This is a genomic window from Kovacikia sp. CALU 1929 (genome assembly GCF_056784235.1).
Genome location: NZ_JBXBCF010000078.1, coordinates 46778 through 65487 on the forward strand (window position 1 = coordinate 46778; position 18710 = coordinate 65487).

Here is an 18710-nt window from a genome sequence, read left to right on the forward strand (position 1 = left end):
TCCCGTTAGCTCCCTAGATCAACCTAAATAAACAAGGAATATTGTCATGAAATTACAACCCTTACTTCGCTTACTGATTGTTGGAACGGGTATTGTCGGTCTAGGCATTGTTGGATGTGACCAACAACGCAACTTTGGTGCCGATGCAGGTCAGCAAACCAATACCAGCCAGGTAGAACCCGAAACTTCCCCATCCCCCCAAAGCACGACCACTGAAACCCAGTCGCGATCGCTGGATGTTCCCTATGTGCCTACTCCGCCAGAGGTGGTTGAGCAAATGCTGCAAGTGGCAAAGGTGACGGGAGACGATGTCCTCTATGACTTGGGGAGTGGGGATGGACGCATTGTCATTACCGCCGCTCAAAAGTTTGGCACCCCTGGAGTCGGGGTAGACCTCGATCCCCAGCGGGTTCAAGAAGCCAAGCAAAATGCTCAGGAAGCCGGTGTTGGCGATCGCGTAGAGTTTCGGCAGCAGGACTTATTTGAAACCGATTTCAGTAGCGCTACGGTCGTAACGCTTTACCTGTTGCCAGAGGTCAACCTGAAGCTGCGTCCTAAGCTATTGGCAGAACTGAAACCCGGTACCCGTATTGTTTCTCACCAATTTGATATGGGCGACTGGAAACCTGAAAGAGTTGTGGAAGTAGAAGGTAGAACGGTTTATTACTGGGTTGTGCCTGAGAAAGCAGCATCCTAGTGGTTGCTTCAGGATTGCTAACGGTGCGTTAGCATCGCCTGATGTACCGTTAGCTTCGAGTGCGATCGCCGATTTTGAAGCTGGGTTGAACCTTTGTCAAACCCAGCCTTTTTTTGTTTTGCTGCCGATTGAGAATGATGGGTTTTCTACATCTACCCATCCTTCGGTAGAGTAGCGATCGTGCTATTGTCGTAGTCCACCCTACTTGTGCCGGATGTATTCATAAAGGTTTTCGTAATCTGTGCCAGGATTCTTCCAGGAATAGTCATAATTCATTCCCTGAAGTATGAGCTTTTCAAACTCTTCTGGGTAATACTTCCATAACCCAATCGCCCGATCCATTGCCGATTCCAGCGCAGTATAATCGGTCTGGTAGAAGACATAACCATTGCGCTCTTCTAGGAGGTGGGTTTCATCATAGTCCCGGTCAAAGACCGTATCTAACAGTCCACCCACACCGCGAACAATGGGCACCGTGCCATACTTCAAACCAATCATCTGAGTCAAACCGCAGGGTTCAAAATTACTGGGCACCACAATCATGTCTGCCCCAGCATAGATCAGGTGGGAAAGTTCTTCATTAAAGCCAAGCTCTAAATGCACATCGGGGTTGTCGTTGAGGAAATGCTTTTCATGCCAGAACCAGGCGTTGATGGCTGCCTCCGTTGCCGATCCCAGCAACACAAATTGAGCTTCCCGGTTCAGCGCATGGTAGATCGCATGGTGAACCAGATGGACTCCCTTTTGATCATCCAGGCGTCCGATATAACAAATTAAGGGCTTTTCAGGATCATCCCGCAGCAAAAGCCGTTCCCGTAGCGCCTGCTTGTTTTTAGCTTTCGCTTCCAGAGTTGCTTTACCGTATTGGATGGGAATGTAGCGATCGACCTCTGGGTTCCAAATTTCTGGGTCAATCCCATTCAGAATGCCACTGAATTTATATTCTTTCGTGTGCAGCGTGTGCCCCAGACCATAACCCTCATTTCCATGATGTGCCTCCCAGGCGTGGTGGGGCGAAACCGTATTGATGTGGTTTGCATAAACGATGCCTCCCTTCATCAAATTGAGGGCGAAGGGGTTGAAGTTATCGCGCAGCCGCTCATAATCAAAATAGTAAGCTGGGTTGTTCAATCCGGTTGCCCGCAGGGTTTCCATTCCTGTAACACCCTGATGCTTAAAGTTATGAATGGTATACAACACTCGCTGATTCGCCATTCCGTGCCATTTGTAAATTTCGTATAGTAAAACTGGTACCAGACCTGTTTGCCAGTCATGGCAATGAATCACATCAGGACGTTTGTTGCTGACCAATAAAAATTCCATTGCAGCTTTGCTAAAGAAGGCAAACCGCATGTCGTCATCACTGGCACCGTAGTAGTAGCCCCGGTTGAAGAAACCATCGTCAGAGTGCGGTTGAATAAAGAAGCACAACCGTCCATGCACCCAACCACAGAAAACAGTACAGCGAACGATCCCGTCATACCAGGGTACCGACAGATCCCGATAGGCATCATGCAGTCCCCAGATGTGGTCATAGCGCATACAGTCGTACATGGGGAGAACGATTTCAACACAATGACCACGGCTCTCCAACTCGCGACTGAGTCCATAAACCACGTCTCCTAAGCCTCCAGCTTTGATGACGGGGGCACACTCAGAAGCAATTTGTACGATGTACATGCTTATAACCTCATTCTTTCAAATAAGTATTTTTCCTTATCTTTACGAAAGTATACAATCTATTGTTCAACAAATAACCTCACTCAAGTAAGCCCACTCAGGTAACCCCACGGAGGGATACCGCTCGTATTCCGACAAAGTTTTCTGAAAAAGCCCTGTCCCTGATTGATTCAATCACCATGCTACGAATTTCTAACACCATCAACATTCCAGAGTATGAGATTGAGATGAGTGCAGTGCGCTCTCAGGGGGCAGGGGGGCAAAACGTGAACAAGGTGGCGACTGCCATTCACCTGCGCTTTGACATTATGGCTTCCTCACTACCCGATCGCTACAAGCAGCGGTTACTCAAGCTAAACGATCAACGGATTACCAAGGAAGGCGTGGTGGTCATTAAGGCTCAGGAACACCGTAGCCAGGAGCAGAATCGCGAGGAAGCTCTGCAACGATTGCAAGACCTGATTAAGAGTGCCGTGGTGATGCCTAAACCTCGATTACGGAGCAAGCCGACTCGTCGTTCTCAACAAAAGCGTCTGGATAGCAAAAGTAAGCGGAGTCAGATTAAGGCAGCGAGGGGAAAGGTATCTGATGAGTGAGGGTGTTTTTTGGATGAGGGGGTCAGGGGTGAAAGGGGAAACGGCTGTAAGTGGTGGAAGATGAGGTTTGCTGCTACCCATCACCTCCTCGTAACTCTCTAAAATAGGAAAAGTACTACTGGGGATGAATAACATTTGATTCAGGCTGAAACGCTCGAACTGCTGGAATGGACTCGCCTTTGCCATCACCTCTCAACCTTTGCCGCAACAAAGTTAGGGGCGATCGCGGCTCGGCATCTGAGAATTCCTGACCACTTAAAAGACACCCAAACGCTGCTAAATCAGACCAAGGAGGTCTACGAGTTAGAAAGCCGTCTGGCTCGTGGCTTGAGTTTTGAAGGCATCAGCGATGTGGGAGAGTCGCTGGAACGAGCCGTCCACAAGGGGATTCTGGCTGGTGAAGAACTGCTGGCGATCGCGACGACCCTGGCAGGCACCCGCAACCTGCGCCGGGTGATTGACGATCACGTCGATCTGGAAACCCTGAACCAGCTTGTGGCAGACCTGCGCACCTATCCAGAGTTGGAGCAGGAAATCCATCGCTGTATTGATGAGCGGGGACAGGTTGCTGACCGGGCAACTCCAAAATTGGCAGGCATTCGAGACCAGCAGCGGCACCTGCGCGATCGCGTCTACGACATTCTGCAAGGCATTCTCCAGCGCAAAGCCAACGCCATTCAAGAACATCTGATCACTCAGCGCGAAGGGCGCTTTGTGATTCCGGTCAAAGCGCCTCAGAAAGATGCCATCCCCGGCATTGTCCACGACACCTCCATGAGCGGTGCCACCCTGTATGTGGAACCCCAATCCACTATCAACCTGAACAACCAGCTCCGTCAGCTTCAGCGCCAGGAAGAAGCCGAAGCCGAAGCCGTCCGTCGTGCCCTGACCGAACAAGTCGCTACCGTTAAAGCCGATCTGGAAAGGCTACTGGCGATCGCCACCACCCTTGACCTCGCCACTGCCCGTGCCCGCTATTCCCTCTGGCTGGAAGCGAACCCTCCCCGATTTGTTCAAGCCCCCGACCCTGTCGTCCTCCGCCATCTGCGCCACCCCCTGTTGGTCTGGCAGCAGCAGCACGAGCAGGGAAAACCCGTCGTCCCGATTGACCTGGTCATCCAGCCCCAAATTCGGGTGGTTGCCATCACCGGACCCAACACCGGGGGTAAAACCGTCACCCTCAAAACCCTGGGCTTAGCTGTTCTGATGGCAAAGGTGGGACTATTCGTACCTGCCCGCGAACCCGTCGAACTCCCCTGGTTCGATCAAATCCTGGCAGATATTGGCGACGAGCAATCCCTCCAGCAAAGCCTGTCTACCTTCTCCGGGCACATCCGGCGAATCAGTCGAATTTTGGGTGCTTTAGGTGGAGAGGGGAGAGGAGGAGCAGAGGGCGCAGAGGGAGCGACAGAAACCCTAAGCTCACTAACAACGAACAACCAACCACTAACAACTCTCCCCATCCCCCCATCCCATCCCCCCATCCCCCATTCCCTCATTCTTCTCGACGAAGTGGGAGCCGGAACCGACCCGACCGAGGGCAGTGCCCTGGCGATCGCTCTGCTCAAGTACCTGGCAGACCACGCCGGGTTGACCATTGCCACAACCCACTTTGGCGAACTGAAGGCACTGAAATATCAGGATGAGCGGTTTGAGAATGCTTCCGTGGAGTTCGATGATGTCTCTCTGTCTCCCACTTACCGTCTACTGTGGGGGATTCCGGGACGCTCCAATGCCCTGACGATCGCCCGTCGTCTGGGTCTAGATGAGGAAATCGTCAACCAGGCTCAGACCTATGTGGGAGGGGCATCGGAGGATGTAAACCAGGTGATTGCCGGGTTGGAGGCACAACGCCGCCGCCAGGAAACCAAGTCTGAGGAAGCGGCTAAAATTTTGGAACATGCCGAGCGGCTACACCAGGAAGTGTCCCGCAAAGCGGCAGCGCTCAAGCAACGGGAACAGCAACTTCAACTGGCACAGGAGCAGGCAGTTCAGGCAGCGATCGCCCAGGCAAAGCAGGAAATTGCCCAGGTCATTCGCCAGTTGCAGCAAGGACCCATGACTGCCCAGGCGGCTCAACAGGCAACCGATGCGGTTAACACAATTGCCGAGCGCCAACTGCCTTCCCGCCAAAAGCCCAAACCCAAACCGGGCTTTCAACCCCAGGTGGGCGATCGCATCCGCATTCCCCGCCTGGGTCAAACGGCTGAAGTGATCACGGCACCCGACGACAACAACGAACTGACTGTCCGTTTTGGCTTCATGAAAATGACCGTTGCCCTGGAAGATGTGGAGTCGCTGGATGGGGAGAAGCCCGTTAGCCAGAAGGAGCAGAGGAGCAAGGGAACAGAGGAGCAGGGGCGCAGAGGGGCAGAGGTCCCAAGGAATAATCTACCTGCCCCAACCGACACTCCCCTCATCCGTACTTCCCGCAACACCCTTGATATTCGCGGCAGTCGGGTTGCCGATGCAGAACCGCTGATTGAGCGGGCGATCGCCCAGGCACAGGATGCAGGTGCCCTCTGGATTATCCACGGGCACGGAACCGGCAAACTGCGCCAGGGAGTTCACGCCTTTTTGCAACAGCATCCTCAGATTGAGCGTTACCAGTTAGCCGAACGGGAAGAGGGCGGGGCAGGGGTGACGGTTGCTTATTTGCGATGAGAGATAAGGGACTCGCAAATTAATAAAGTCCCAACGTCATTCCCGCGCAGGCGGGAATCCATCGTGGAGCAGCTTGTCTAGCGGGTACTTTATTTTGGGGCACATCCCTAAGGGGAAAGGAATGGTGTGAGGGGTGCTCGCCTTTGGCGTTCCCGCAGGGTGGGGTGAGGTGAAGAGTCCGTTATTCCCAATCTCGCTACCCCGATAACCATGCCAAAATCTGATCTTTACTATCAGCTAACCCCTTATAGTTCAAGGATTCAGGGGTCATTGATTCGATCGCAGAAATGAGTTTGTCACACAGAGTAGGGTCTTGCTTGAGCAGGCTGCAATCTCTGAAATAGCCGCGGATCGTGAATAAAGCCGCCTCCTGTTCTGGAAAACCCCAGATCACCTGCCGTTCAATTCGCAGGTAAAGGCGTGGGTTCTGGCGATCAAAGGATCTGCCATGCCACTCATTGACCAGAACTTGGGCAGGCGCTTCAGGATGGTGGTTCAGACGGGTATCTGTACTGATGCCCCAGGCAAACCGCACGGTGGGTCGGCGGGTAATCATCGTATCGACGATCGCCCCTCCCCGCTGGCTGATTTTCTCCATTCCGGCAACCGGGGCATGGACAGTAGAAAAATCCCTGCCAATTTTCCCTTCGGCAGACCAGTGATTCGGAAAGCAAAGATGGATCGCACTGACCCAGTGATGATTTCCATTCCGGCAAACCACGGTCAAATCCTCCTGAACCTGAGCAGCAAGGGCATCTAAGGCAGAGACATAGGGCGGCACAGGTTGAATCTGAATCTCAGATTGTCCCCTTTGGTGCCCCTTTTTTTGATGCACCCCTTTTTGATGCACCTCTTGTAGTCGTCCTGTTTCATCCAGATACAGCATTTCTCCAGTTTGCTGGCAGTGCAGGACAGTACTGCCATCCTTGAGCCGATCAGCCTGAAACCGGTGGGGATGCTCCTGGGTTAAACGCTGGACGATGAAATGGGCGATCGCCCCTGCGGCGGCATCTGTATAGTGATGGGTTTGATAATACTTGCTCAGTCGCTCAGCCCGCGCCAGCCGTTTCATCTGGTAATAATGAGAAAAACCACGGTCAAACTGAAACACCTGCCCGTCTACCTGCCCGTTACCAAAATCATGACTGAGGGGAACCATTCCCGGCTTGATCTCATAGCGTCCGGTTTCAAGCGGAAAGTAACGGGGCGCATCTTCAATCGTTTCCACCGTCCTGGCTTCCTGTAACCAGCAGTTGATATGATTCATGCTGCGATGGATCTCCCTACTGCAACATTTAAAGCCTATCCAAAAAGCCTGAATGACTAAAATCCAGTTCAAATGTTCAAATCTTTGCAGGATATCCTAAACGAATGGGAGGAGCGCTACATTCATTGCAAAAGGCGTGTAGATTGCCATGCTTGACTGGTTGCTGGTAATGGCGTTGGGTTTTCTGGGAAGTTTTGGTCATTGTGTCGGCATGTGTGGACCCTTGACCGTTGCCTTCTCATTCACACCCCAGCAAACGGCTGCTCCTGGCTGGAAACGGCAGCTCGCTTTTCATGGGCTGCTGAATCTGGGACGGATTGTGAGCTATGCCCTGGTTGGTGCTGGGATTGGAGCCGTTGGTTCTGTGCTAATTGCTGGAGGGCAACTGGCTGGCATTGACAGTGTTTTACGGCGATCGCTCACCATCGTCACAGGGTGTTTGCTGATCTGGGTGGGGCTAGCTCAAATTTCGCCCCAATCGCTCCCCCGCATTCCCCTCCTCCATCCCTTGATGAAAGGTCCTCTACACGAGCGATTAAGTAGGGCCATGATGCAGCTTTCCCAACGGTCTGGCTGGCTAACCCCAGCACTGTTGGGGTTCACCTGGGGGCTAATTCCCTGTGGCTTTCTCTACGCCGCTCAAATTAAGGCGGCAGAAACCGGGGATCTCTGGCAGGGCGCAGCCACCATGCTGGCATTTGGGTTGGGCACCGTTCCCTCAATGCTGGGAATTGGACTTTTTAGTTCTTTGTTAAGCACAGACCAACGCAGCCAGCTATTCCGTTTAGGTAGTTGGGTCACACTTGCGATCGGCATCCTTACCCTGCTGCGCACAGACCAGATGGTGGACTACACCGGGCACGCTGCTCTACTTTTGCTGATTCTGGCACTGATTGCTCGACCCATTGCCCGGTTTTGGGCACAGCCTTTGCAGTATCGCCGTGCCCTGGGGGTCGGAGCATTCCTACTCTCGGTTGCCCATACCCTGCACATGATTGACCACACCTTCAACTGGAATTCTGAAGCCCTGGCATTTATGTTGCCAATGCACCGGGCGGCAATCTGGTCCGGGGCGATCGCCCTCCTGCTCCTGCTACCTGCTGCCCTCACCAGCTTTGACTGGATGGTGAAACACCTGGGCAAATACTGGCGATGGCTCCATTTGCTGACCGTTCCTGCCCTACTTTTAGCCGTTGCCCATGCCATCCTGATCGGTTCCAGCTACCTGGGCAGACTGGAATGGACAACCACCCAAAAAGGTCTGTCTGCCCTGCTTGCCGCGATCTCCCTCGCTGTCCTGCTCCTCCGCTCCCGGTGGATAGGGTCTTTTTTAGGAACAGATAGGGCTGCGTGAGCCGTAGAAGGTAGGCAAATAGAAGGTAAGCAAATAGGATGTCCTAAGAATTCCCAATAAAAAACCGACAGCTTCTATAAAGAAACCTGTCGGCCAGTCGTGTGTTCCCTGTTGATGACTCGGCTAAAGTTGAGTCTCCTTTAGTATGTTGGTGATGCCATCAGGATGGCGCGATTAGGATCATCCACTTGTGTGATCTTAGTCACAGCGAGATGGATTGGTAGATAGGGGGTAGGGGATAAGAGAATAACCGCTATACGTCCTGGTTAGGTCTATTGATAGGGATTACAGCGATCGCTACGCCGACCAGCAGTACTGCCGCACCTACCAGTACTGGTAAACCTGGTAACTCAGCAAAGATCAGGTACCCCAGCAGGCTGGAAGCGACAGGCTCAAATAAAATCGCCAGGGTGACCAGAGTGGGGGACACCCAGCGGATCGACCAGTTAAGGCTGGTATGACCGACCAGTTGGGGCAAAAGTGCCATCAGCACCATGTAACCATAGGCAAGGGCAGGATAGCTCCTGTAGGAAGCTCCTGCCAGCAGCGGCAGGGGCAGGAGGGCGATCGCTGCCACACTATAGGCAACGGTTGCATAGTGACCCACACTCAACCCATGCCGTTGTGCTTCTCGCCCCAGCAGAAAGTACAGGCTGGCAGCCCAGGAACCTACCAGTGCCAGCCCATCCCCCAAGAGGGGATTAACACCGGAACTTGTGGTTTCAACACTGCCCAACCCAATCAGAATGCCTCCAGAGAGAGCAACTCCAATTCCAAGTAAGGTTAATCGGGCGGGTTTCTCCCCCAACCAAAGCCAGGACAGCAGCGCAACCCAGACTGGATTGGTGGTAACGAGAGTCGTGGAGGCGGCGATCGACGTGTAAGAGAGGGAAGTAATCCAGGTGGCAAAGTGAATCGCAAGGGCAATACCAGCCGCCCCAGCAAAGCCAAAGGCAGACAGCCCAGGCTGATTGTGACCAATGGTTCGCCAGGTGGGCAATAGCGCGATCGCCGCCAGGGTTAACCGAGATGCCGCCAGTACCAGACTGAAGCCCACCCCCGATACTTCAGCCGCCGCCATAGCCAGTCGCACCAAAATTGCCGCCGTCGAGGTTGCCAGAATTCCAGTTAGCAGAATCAGCCCGATTTGCCAGTTTGCAGGTTGCTTTAGCTTCATCCACCCATTCCCTTTATCCCGCTTTTCAGCAACACCCCATTCGTTGGTGTGACTTGGTACAATCCTGAGTCGGAGATTTTTTTAAGCTAGGAGCCGGTATGATTCCCTTTACTCCCCCATCCTCCCCGTCTCCCCATCTTTTCCTCTACCTCTCACCTCTTACACCATGACTGACCTTACTCCAAATTCCAGTTTCAGCCTGACGATTCGTTTGCAGGTACCAAACCGTCCCGGTATGCTGGCAAGTGTCACCCAAGCCATTTCAACCCTGGGTGGCAGTATGGGACAAATTGACCTGATTGAGCAGACGCGCCAGATCTCGGTTCGAGACATTACGGTGGATGCTGCCAGCACAGAACATGCTGAAACCATTGTGGATGCGGTCAAGGCACTGCCTGAAATTAAAGTACTGGAGGTTTACGATCGCACCTTTACCCTGCACCGGGGCGGCAAAATTAGTGTCGAAAGCCGCATTCCGTTGCGGGGGCAGGCAGACCTGGCAATGGCATATACACCCGGTGTGGGACGGATCTGTACTGCGATCGCCCAAAACCCTGAGGAGGTCTACAACCTGACCATCAAGCAGAATATGATTGCCATTGTCACTGATGGCAGTGCGGTTCTGGGGTTAGGCAACCTGGGACCGGAGGCAGCGATGCCGGTGATGGAAGGCAAAGCCATGCTGTTTAAGGAGTTTGGTGGGCTGGATGCCTTTCCCATCTGTCTGGCAACTCAGGATGTGGATGAAATTGTCAAAACGGTTAAATATATCGCTCCAGTCTTCGGGGGTGTCAATCTGGAAGACATTGCCGCTCCTCGCTGTTTTGAAATTGAAGCCCGCCTTCAACGAGAACTGAACATCCCCGTATTCCACGATGATCAGCATGGAACCGCCATTGTCACGCTGGCGGCGTTGCTCAATGCGCTCAAGTTGGTTCACAAGTCAATGGCAGAAGTCAAGATTGTAATTAATGGGGCAGGTGCCGCAGGCGTGGCGATCGCCCGTCTCTTGCGTAAAGCTGGAGCGGAGTCGATTTGCCTGTGTGACTCAAAAGGCATTCTTTGTAATAGTCGCCTCGACCTGACCGAACAAAAGCGCGAATTCGCGATTGAGCAAGCCGGTACCCTGGCAGTTGCCATGAAAGATAGCGATGTCTTTCTGGGGGTCAGCGCACCGGGAGTGGTGACTCCAGAAATGGTGCGCTCTATGGCAAAAGACCCGATTGTATTTGCCATGGCAAACCCCATTCCCGAAATTCAGCCTGAACTGATTGCAGAAGATGTCGCAGTCATGGCAACCGGACGTAGCGACTATCCCAACCAGATCAATAATGTCCTGGCGTTTCCAGGGATTTTTCGGGGTGCGCTGGACTGCCGTGCCTCCAGTCTGACCACCAGCATGTATCTGGAAGCCGCCCAGGCAATCGCCTCGCTGATCAAACCCACCGACCTGAACCGGGAACACATTATTCCCTCTGTCTTTGACGAGCGAGTCGCCACAGCCGTTTCTGCTGCCGTCCAGCACTCTGCCCGTCAGGATGGGATTGCCCAGAATTAAGGCTAAGACCTCCGACGTTTTGGAAACCTCGGAGGTCTTGAGGGCGTTGCACCTTAAGAAATGCTTAGGATCGTGGATTAAATAACCTGTAATACTAACCACCAAGACACGAAGCACACAAAGCTGATTCCTGTTTTTCTCCGTGCCTCTGTGGTTTCTTGTCCAAGTTGCGTTTTGATTAATCCGCGTTCCTTAGAGTGTTACTGAACCGCTTTTTCAGGGGATTAATGAATTTAATCCCTTGGAAACTTCTGGTGCATCAATGACCTACAGCCTTCGAGTCGCAGACATGCCTGCGGATGAGAGACCCCGTGAACGATTAGTTGTGTATGGCTCTAAACACCTCTCCACTGCCGAACTGATTGCCATCCTGCTGGGAACAGGTCAGGGACCGGGAAAGCTTTCAGCCGTAGGATTAGGTCAATTTATTCTGAAAAAGCTGGGTGAGCACCAGAGCGATCCCTTGTCCAGGTTACGGGAGATCAGCGTTACAGAATTGACGGATATTCCGGGAGTGGGGAATGCAAAGGCAGCCAGCATTTTAGCGGCGATCGAGCTGGGGAAGCGTGTGTTCCAATCCCGTCCGGCTGAAAAAACAGTCGTCGATGATCCAGCGGTGGCAGCAGCGGCTCTCAGCCATGAACTGATGTGGCAGACCCAGGAACGATTTGCCATCCTGTTGTTGGACGTAAAGCACCGCTTGCTGGGAACCCAGGTGATTACCATCGGGACTGCAACAGAAACCCTGGCACATCCACGGGACATTTTTCGTGAAGTGCTACGCAGTGGTGCTACCCGGGTTATCGTGGCGCATAACCATCCTTCAGGCAGTCTTGAACCCAGTTCTGAAGACGTTTCACTCACGCGCCAACTGCTGACAGGAGCACAGTTTTTGGGCATCCCCTTGCTCGATCACCTGATTTTGGGCAATGGCGACTTTTTGAGTATGCGCCAGGTCACGAACCTGTGGAGTGAGTGCCCCCAGGACGACTAAGCGAGATGGCTAATCATTTATGAGAGCAAGATCCCCGACTTTTGGAAATGCCAGGGATCTCAAGAGTGGATGCTTAGGATTTGGGATGAAATCGGGGATGGAGCAGCCTTTTAACCGGCTGTCCCAGCTTCAAATGTTGCTCAACAATTTCAGACACATCTTCCGGCTTGACCCGACAGTACCAGGTTTCATCGGGTAACACGCGCACGGTTGGTCCCATGTTGCACTGCCCTTGGCACTCACTGCCAGCCACAGCTACCCCCGATATTGAATGGTCTATAAACGCTGCCAGCACTTCAGCAGAACCATTGCCGCAACAATTGACATACTGACAAACGAGGACCTGACGGGTAGCATTTTCAGGGTGCATTTACTTCCCGAAACCCCTACCCCGGTTCGTTGGTAGGGTGAAGCAGTGTTCAACCTGCGATCGCAACGTTTCGTGATCCAAATTCTGTCCAATGAATACCAACAGATTCTTTGGTGTTCCCTTCCACTCCTCATCCTCCAGCGAGAACCGCTTACCACTCAGGTGGAAAATGTGGCGTTTCGGACTTTCGTTGAACCAGAGAATTCCCTTTGCCCGGAAGACATTTTCGGGAAGCTGGTTATCAAGAAAATTCTGAAACTTCTTGATATCAAGGGGTTTGTCACTCTGAATTGAAATTGAGGTAAACCCGTCATTCTCTAAGTGGTGAGAGTGATGGTGATGCTCATCATGGTCATGAGCACAATGCCCGTGGTCATGGTCACAGGTGGAATGATCATCATGACTATGGTCGTGGTCATGATCATGGGGGTGATGCTCATGGGCGTGGCTGTGATCTTTATTTTCTGGGGTTTTGCCTTCTGGAGTAAAGTATTTGTCAGACTCAAACAGCCCCACACTCAACAGCATTGGCAGGGGAGCCTGCCCCTTGACCGTCCGCAAAATTCTAGACCCCTGCTTAATGTCACGAATTCGGACTTCTAAAGAATCCAGGTCGGCTTCATCCACCAGATCAGATTTATTCAGCAGAATAATGTCACCGTAGGCAATCTGGCTATAAGCTGCCTCGCTGTTAAACAGATCCAGGCTAAAATTCTCTGCATCCACCATCGTAATGATGGAATCCAGGCGTGTCATATCCCGCAGTTCAGTCCCCAGGAAGGTAAGCGCCACAGGCAGGGGATCGGCAAGTCCTGTGGTTTCGACCACCAGGTAATCAATGCCATCCTGCCGTTCCAGCACCTTATAAACGGCTTCCACCAGATCATTATTAATCGTGCAGCAGATACAACCGTTGCTCAGCTCTACCATGCTGTTATCGGCATCGGTTGTGACGATCAACTCATTATCAATACCAATCTCACCAAACTCATTGACCAATACTGCCGTCTTGAGTCCTTGCTGATTGGTCAGAATGTAGTTGAGTAGGGTTGTCTTACCACTGCCTAAAAAGCCGGTAATGATGGTAACGGGCAACCCGTGTTTGGGAGCTTCCATCTCTGAAGCGGGAGTCACTGCTGATTGCATAGCGCGATTGGGAGAAACGTCAGAAAAGTGGGCGAAAGAATGGGTAGTGAATACTATACAGTGAGATGCTGGAGGCTGCATCGTCCTTACTCCTACCTTATCACTGGGGAAAGAGATAGGTGTCAGATGTCAGGTGTCGGATACCGGAAGTTGAGGGTTTTACTGAGTACTGACCTTCGGCTGACGCTCACAGCGAAGCCACTGATTCCTGACTCCTGACCACTAACAACTAAACAACTAATTCCCCCGTACCCTGTCCCTATCTTTTTCTGTCCTTCTTTTAACAAAGTCCCATGTCTTTAGCCATCTACAACACGTTAACCCGCCGCAAGGAACCGTTTGAGACGATCGAACCGGGTAAGGTGCGGATGTATGTGTGTGGCATTACGGCTTACAACTATTTCCATGTGGGTAATGCCAGGGTGTTTGTGATTTTTGATGTGGTGCGTCGTTATTTGATGTGGCGGGGGTACCAGGTGCGCTATGTGCAAAACTTTACAGATATTGATGACAAGATTTTGAAGCGGGCGATCGCAGAAAAATCCACCATGCAGGACGTAGCCGATCGCTTCATTGCCGCTTATTTTGAAGATGCCGATCGCCTCAATATTCTTCGAGCTACCTCCTACCCCAGGGCAACTCACACGATTGATGGCATCCAGCGCTTAATCCACGAGCTGGAGCAAAATCAGTATGCCTATGCGGCTGGTGGGGATGTTTACTACTCGGTCCATCAGTTTTCGGAATACGGCAAACTCTCCGGGCGCAGGTTGGAAGAAATGCAAGCAGGTGCCAGTGGCCGGGTGGATGTGGAAGAGGAAAGCGACAAAAAGAAAGACCCGTTTGATTTTGCCTTGTGGAAAGCGGCAAAACCGGGTGAACCGGCATGGGAGTCTCCCTGGGGAGCAGGTCGTCCGGGCTGGCACATTGAATGCTCGGCAATGGTGCGGCAGGAGTTGGGCGAGTCGATCGATATCCATGCAGGCGGGATGGATCTCACCTTTCCCCACCACGAAAACGAAATTGCCCAAAGTGAAGCCGTTACCCATCAACCACTGGCACGCTACTGGATGCACAATGGTTTCGTCAATATGGATGGGGAGAAGATGTCCAAGTCCCTGGGCAACATTCGCCTTACCCGTGACTTGCTGAAAGAATATGACCCAATGGCATTTCGCCTGTTTGTGTTGCAGGCACACTACCGGAAACCGATCGACTTTACCAGTGAAGGGCTGGAAGCGGCTGCCAGCGGTTGGAAGACATTGAAAGAGGCGTTACAGTACGGCTCCAGCTTTGCCAAATTGCCTGAATGGTCCGCTTCTCCATCAGGAGGATTGGATCAGGATGCGGTGAGCCGCTTCAATGAGGCAATGGATGATGATTGCAACACGCCGATCGCCCTTTCAGTCCTGTTTGAACTGGCAAAAGACCTGCGTCGGGAGGGCAATCAGCTAGTCCATCAGGGTAAACCTGACATGGCTGTTCAACAGTTACAACAAAAGTTTCAAACTCTGACTAACCTTGCTCAAGTTCTGGGGTTAGAAAGTCGATCAATTGAGGCAGAGTTACTGTTGGCATGCCAATCAGGAACAGATACGAACACCGGATTAACGGATGCTGACATTGATGCCCTGGTTCAACAACGGCAGGAAGCGCGGCAGGCAAAAAACTGGGCAGAGAGCGATCGCATCCGGAATGAACTCCAGGCACAGGGAATTACCCTAATCGATGGAAAAGATGGAACCCGCTGGCACCGCAATTAAGAACAGCTTAAAAAACAGCCTCTCATGTCGGAGACATGGCTGCTTTCAAGCTCTGGCAAAATTCTGCAATTGAGTTCAAGCCTTGAGCCGATGTTCCATCCGCCAGTCGCTTTACAAACGCACTACCGACGATCGCCGCATCTGCGCCCCAATCCGCAACCTGGCGGGCATGTTCTGGCTGAGAAATGCCAAAACCCACGCCAATCGGTTTATCCGTGACAGTACGGAGTTCTACCAGTAAATTTTTCACCCGCGACTGCACCTGCGTCCGCATTCCCGTCACCCCAGTCGTACTGACCAGGTAAATAAAGCCCTGAGACTTCTGGGCGATCGCCGTAATCCGTTCAGCCGGACTGGTTGGCGCAATCAACAACGTTACTTCGATCCCGTAGGTTGAAGCTGGATTTAGCAAGCTTTCTGCCTCCTCCAGGGGTAGATCGGGCACGACTAGCCCTTTTACACCCGCATCAGCAATTTGCTTCAGAAACAAATCAATGCCCCGGTTCAGGATGGGATTGTAGTAGGTGAACAGAATAATTGGCGATCGCACCTCCGGACTCACCTGCCGCACAACATCCAGCACATTTTCCAGCCGAGTATGGCGCTGCAATGCCCGCGTCGCTGCCGCCTGAATTACCGGACCATCTGCCAGCGGATCGGAATAGGGGACTCCCAACTCGATCAAATCTGCCCCGCTCCGATCCAGCAGCTTCAACGCTGCCGCTGTCGTCTCCAAATCAGGATCCCCTGCCGTAATAAACGGAATCAAGGCACATTGGGCGCGATCGCGCAGAGATTCAAAACATTCAGAAACAGAGGTCATTAAATAGGTGGTAGGTAGTAGGTGGTAGGAGAAAAAAAGTTGTTAGTGGTTGGCTATTAGTTGTTAGAGGAACTCTTCCCCTCTTTCGTTCTCTCCTGTTCAACTTCTGCCTGAAGCTTCTCCAACTCCTCTGGGGTCAACTCCTCCAGGCGCTTTTGCAGAACAGCTTGCTGGTAATCCTTGATCTGTTGGTTATAGGTCATCGTTTGGGTGACTGCACGGAACACATAGGTCAGCAGCCAACCCAACAACCCACCCACCAGAAGCGTCTGTGCCCAAATTCCGGCTGAAATACTGTCCAGTCCAATGGACTGAAAAAACAGGTAGGCAAGCCCACCCGCCACAAAGATTCCAAGCCCAATTCCAATGACATCAATCCGTCGCATGGCTCACACACACATAGAGACGCTCCATCCGAACGTCTCTCCCTTCGTATACAAACAAAGCTTTACTACCCTTCAATTTGGCGGCGCTTGGGACGGAAGTTTAGAAAAGGAGAGAGCAACAGCAGCCCCGGAAAGAACATAAACACCAGAAAATACATGAAGCCCCGCTCAAATGAACTGGCAACATACCAGCGAGCTTGCAGGTAAAAATACAGCCCCGCAGGAATCACAACCAGAAAAGCCCCAGCCAGAGCAAGATACAGCAGTGCGACAGTGATTTCCATAGACCTGAAACAGCAACTCCCATCTATTCTACAGGTTGTTACGTTATTAGTTGTTAGTTCTTGGCTTCACGGAAGGGCGGCTTGACTGAAGGCTGCGACGGGGGCGCTCAACAGGCGTAAATTTTTGATAACGTTGCATCAATTCCCCATTGATGCTGGAATATAACGAATGAGCTTATCCACATTGGAGTAAAAATCTTACCAGCTTCAGGGAGTTCTTCCAGGTTAGGATGAATTTCAGGCTGTATGGATAGCTACCTGGGGGCATGGCGGAATGGTAGACGCTACGGACTTAAAATCCGTTGACCGCAAGGTCGTGAGGGTTCAAGTCCCTCTGCCCCCATCCAAAACTCTACGTCCACGCTCGAAAGAACGTATTCTCCTGCCACGCCACGGCTGCCCGTTGCGAGATCGCCCCAATTTCAGCTTCAGACAATGGTTGAAATGCCCTCGCCACAGTGACGTTGTGCTCAAGCTGAGCCACAGTTTCAGCCGCAATCACACAGCAATGCACCCCTGGTAGAGAAAGGGTGTAACCCATTGCCTGGTGCATTCCCTCCAGTGCGCCTGAACTGAACAACCGCCCATAGGCAGGCACTTTCATCGCAATCACACCCACATTTCTTTCCCTGGCTACAGGCAATGCGATGGAGGCAAAGGGCCGGGGATGGTGCCTGTCAGCAGCATTGATGGAGATTAAGGTGGTGTCAAACGGAAATCGGCGTAATCCTTCAGCAATCACCGCAGGCTCATGATGCCCGGTAATGCCGCTAAACCGAACGAGCTTTTGCTGTTTTGCCTCTTCCAGGGCATGAATTGCTCCGTTTTCACCAAACAGAGTATCCAGTTCTTCGTTGAAGGAGACATGGTGAAATTGCCAGAGGTCGAGGTAGTCAGTTTTCAGGCGGGTGAGCGATCGCTCCAGATCCCTCCACGCCCCATCGCGATCGCGGGCACCCGTTTTGCTTGCCAGAAAGATTTTTTTCCTGTGAGGCAGCAATACCTTTCCCAGGTAGTCTTCACTAGGTCCATAGCTGGCAGCCGTATCAAAGTAACGAATGCCCAATTGTAGAGCGCGTTCAATGAGGGCGATCGCCGATGACTCAGAGCCTTCCCAGGAGAGAGGAGTCTGCCCTGCTCCGCCCAATCCCATTAAGGGAACAGAAACCCCCGTATTGCCCAGAATTCTCTCTGGCATAGGTGCTAAAGCGGAACTGGAGAGATTTGAAGCGCTCACTGATCTCCGTAAGTGACGACCAATGACACTGCTGGTTAGAACTGTACCAGCCGCCATAAATATTCGCCGAGTTATTTTAGGATTCATAGAATTTCGTGTATTTCGACACGATTCCGTAGGAATACTTACCTAAAACTTTAAATAAGTTTAGATAGCAGATAAAGTTTCGGCAAACTACTTCTCTCTATAGTGGTCACGACTGAGATACCACGGTTATGGTTAGGTGCATCAGAGCAAATTAATCGTCGCTACTCAATATAGGGTTTATAGGGTTTAATTATGCAGAGCGTACTCGTTCGTCCTCAAGCCGCAGTCATTCAACCCGTGGGTTCTCTCAACGCAGCGAACGCGATCAAGTTTCAGCATCAGCTTAATGCGGCTGTATTGTCTGAACATCATGCCAGTCTGCTAGTGGATATGACGCAGGTCGAGTCGATTGATAGCGCTGGCTTAATGGCGTTAGTGGCGGCTAAAAATATGGCTCAACGTCTGAACAAGCGAATCGGGCTTTGCTCCGTTTCCCATCAGGTTCGGATGATTCTTGAGTTAACTCAACTAGACCGGGTGTTTGAAATTTTTGAAGAACATCCTGGGTTGCAGGAAATCGCTGCCTGAGTTTTTTTAACATTTGCGATGCGGGTTCATCCCTGAAAGCCTTCTGGATTTTGTGGCACCTTTGCCAAATCCAGAAGGTTTTTGTGTTGTAGCCATCTC

17 protein-coding genes and 1 tRNA gene are annotated in these 18710 nt (G+C 52.0%); 9 read left to right on the forward strand and 9 right to left on the reverse strand.

Annotated features, from left to right (window positions below):
* Window positions 1–46 precede the first annotated feature (46 nt).
* Window positions 47–697, forward strand: coding sequence for an SAM-dependent methyltransferase (locus AC1S52_RS20445; RefSeq protein ID WP_482030897.1), 651 nt, complete (start codon window positions 47–49; stop codon window positions 695–697).
* 201 nt (window positions 698–898) lie between these two features.
* On the opposite strand, the gene glgA is transcribed toward AC1S52_RS20445, so the two are convergent.
* Window positions 899–2377: a glycogen synthase GlgA gene (glgA, locus tag AC1S52_RS20450; protein ID WP_482030898.1), complete on the reverse strand. Its 1479-nt coding sequence runs from the start codon at window positions 2375–2377 to the stop codon at window positions 899–901.
* Window positions 2378–2556: 179 nt separating this feature from the next.
* Between glgA and arfB the strand changes: the two genes are divergently transcribed.
* On the forward strand, window positions 2557–2973 hold the full coding sequence (arfB, locus tag AC1S52_RS20455; RefSeq protein WP_482030899.1) for an alternative ribosome rescue aminoacyl-tRNA hydrolase ArfB: 417 nt from the start codon (window positions 2557–2559) through the stop codon (window positions 2971–2973).
* A 135-nt stretch (window positions 2974–3108) separates the two neighbouring features.
* Window positions 3109–5637 carry an endonuclease MutS2 gene (locus AC1S52_RS20460; RefSeq protein ID WP_482030900.1) on the forward strand — a complete coding sequence of 843 codons (2529 nt, stop codon included), beginning with the start codon at window positions 3109–3111 and terminating at the stop codon, window positions 5635–5637.
* Window positions 5638–5833: 196 nt separating this feature from the next.
* On the opposite strand, the gene AC1S52_RS20465 is transcribed toward AC1S52_RS20460, so the two are convergent.
* The gene (locus AC1S52_RS20465; RefSeq protein WP_482030901.1) at window positions 5834–6904 is read right to left on the reverse strand and encodes a heme-dependent oxidative N-demethylase family protein; all 1071 of its coding nucleotides are present in this window, start codon (window positions 6902–6904) and stop codon (window positions 5834–5836) included.
* 148 nt (window positions 6905–7052) lie between these two features.
* Here AC1S52_RS20465 and AC1S52_RS20470 point away from each other — a divergent pair, with 148 nt between their 5' ends.
* On the forward strand, window positions 7053–8258 hold the full coding sequence (locus AC1S52_RS20470; protein WP_482030902.1) for an urease accessory protein UreH domain-containing protein: 1206 nt from the start codon (window positions 7053–7055) through the stop codon (window positions 8256–8258).
* Between the two features lie 253 nt (window positions 8259–8511).
* Here AC1S52_RS20470 and AC1S52_RS20475 read toward each other — a convergent pair whose 3' ends face one another.
* A complete protein-coding gene (locus AC1S52_RS20475) occupies window positions 8512–9435 on the reverse strand; it encodes a DMT family transporter (protein WP_482030903.1) in 924 nt (307 codons plus the stop codon).
* Window positions 9436–9601: 166 nt separating this feature from the next.
* Here AC1S52_RS20475 and AC1S52_RS20480 point away from each other — a divergent pair, with 166 nt between their 5' ends.
* The gene (locus AC1S52_RS20480) at window positions 9602–10993 is read left to right on the forward strand and encodes a malic enzyme-like NAD(P)-binding protein (protein ID WP_482030904.1); all 1392 of its coding nucleotides are present in this window, start codon (window positions 9602–9604) and stop codon (window positions 10991–10993) included.
* Between the two features lie 262 nt (window positions 10994–11255).
* Window positions 11256–11987, forward strand: coding sequence for a RadC family protein (gene radC, locus AC1S52_RS20485; RefSeq protein ID WP_482030905.1), 732 nt, complete (start codon window positions 11256–11258; stop codon window positions 11985–11987).
* A gap of 73 nt (window positions 11988–12060) precedes the next feature.
* On the opposite strand, the gene AC1S52_RS20490 is transcribed toward radC, so the two are convergent.
* Both AC1S52_RS20490 and AC1S52_RS20495 read right to left on the reverse strand, forming a co-directional pair.
* Window positions 12061–12357, reverse strand: a complete 297-nt coding sequence (locus AC1S52_RS20490) for a (2Fe-2S) ferredoxin domain-containing protein (protein ID WP_482030906.1) — start codon at window positions 12355–12357, stop codon at window positions 12061–12063.
* On the reverse strand, window positions 12358–13503 hold the full coding sequence (locus AC1S52_RS20495) for a CobW family GTP-binding protein (RefSeq protein ID WP_482030907.1): 1146 nt from the start codon (window positions 13501–13503) through the stop codon (window positions 12358–12360). It abuts the gene before it with no gap.
* Window positions 13504–13796: 293 nt separating this feature from the next.
* Here AC1S52_RS20495 and cysS point away from each other — a divergent pair, with 293 nt between their 5' ends.
* Window positions 13797–15266 (forward strand): cysteine--tRNA ligase, encoded by a 1470-nt coding sequence (cysS, locus tag AC1S52_RS20500; RefSeq protein WP_482030908.1) that lies wholly within the window; start codon window positions 13797–13799, stop codon window positions 15264–15266.
* Window positions 15267–15288: 22 nt separating this feature from the next.
* Here the strand turns inward: cysS and trpA are convergent, their stop codons facing one another.
* The 3 genes from trpA to ndhL all read right to left on the reverse strand — a co-directional run bounded on the left by trpA (window position 15289) and on the right by ndhL (window position 16759).
* Entirely contained in the window at window positions 15289–16089 is an 801-nt protein-coding gene (gene trpA, locus AC1S52_RS20505; protein ID WP_482030909.1) for a tryptophan synthase subunit alpha, read from the reverse strand.
* 56 nt (window positions 16090–16145) lie between these two features.
* Entirely contained in the window at window positions 16146–16475 is a 330-nt protein-coding gene (locus tag AC1S52_RS20510) for a DUF3007 family protein (protein ID WP_482030910.1), read from the reverse strand.
* Window positions 16476–16540: 65 nt separating this feature from the next.
* Window positions 16541–16759 carry an NAD(P)H-quinone oxidoreductase subunit L gene (gene ndhL / locus AC1S52_RS20515; RefSeq protein ID WP_482030911.1) on the reverse strand — a complete coding sequence of 73 codons (219 nt, stop codon included), beginning with the start codon at window positions 16757–16759 and terminating at the stop codon, window positions 16541–16543.
* Between the two features lie 260 nt (window positions 16760–17019).
* On the opposite strand from ndhL, the gene AC1S52_RS20520 reads away from it, so the two are divergent.
* Window positions 17020–17102: transfer RNA gene (locus AC1S52_RS20520), tRNA-Leu, on the forward strand.
* A gap of 9 nt (window positions 17103–17111) precedes the next feature.
* Here AC1S52_RS20520 and AC1S52_RS20525 read toward each other — a convergent pair.
* Complete coding sequence (locus AC1S52_RS20525) at window positions 17112–17957, reverse strand: aldo/keto reductase (RefSeq protein WP_482030912.1); 846 nt, start codon at window positions 17955–17957, stop codon at window positions 17112–17114.
* 318 nt (window positions 17958–18275) lie between these two features.
* Between AC1S52_RS20525 and AC1S52_RS20530 the strand changes: the two genes are divergently transcribed.
* Complete coding sequence (locus AC1S52_RS20530; protein WP_482030913.1) at window positions 18276–18611, forward strand: STAS domain-containing protein; 336 nt, start codon at window positions 18276–18278, stop codon at window positions 18609–18611.
* Window positions 18612–18710 lie beyond the last annotated feature (99 nt).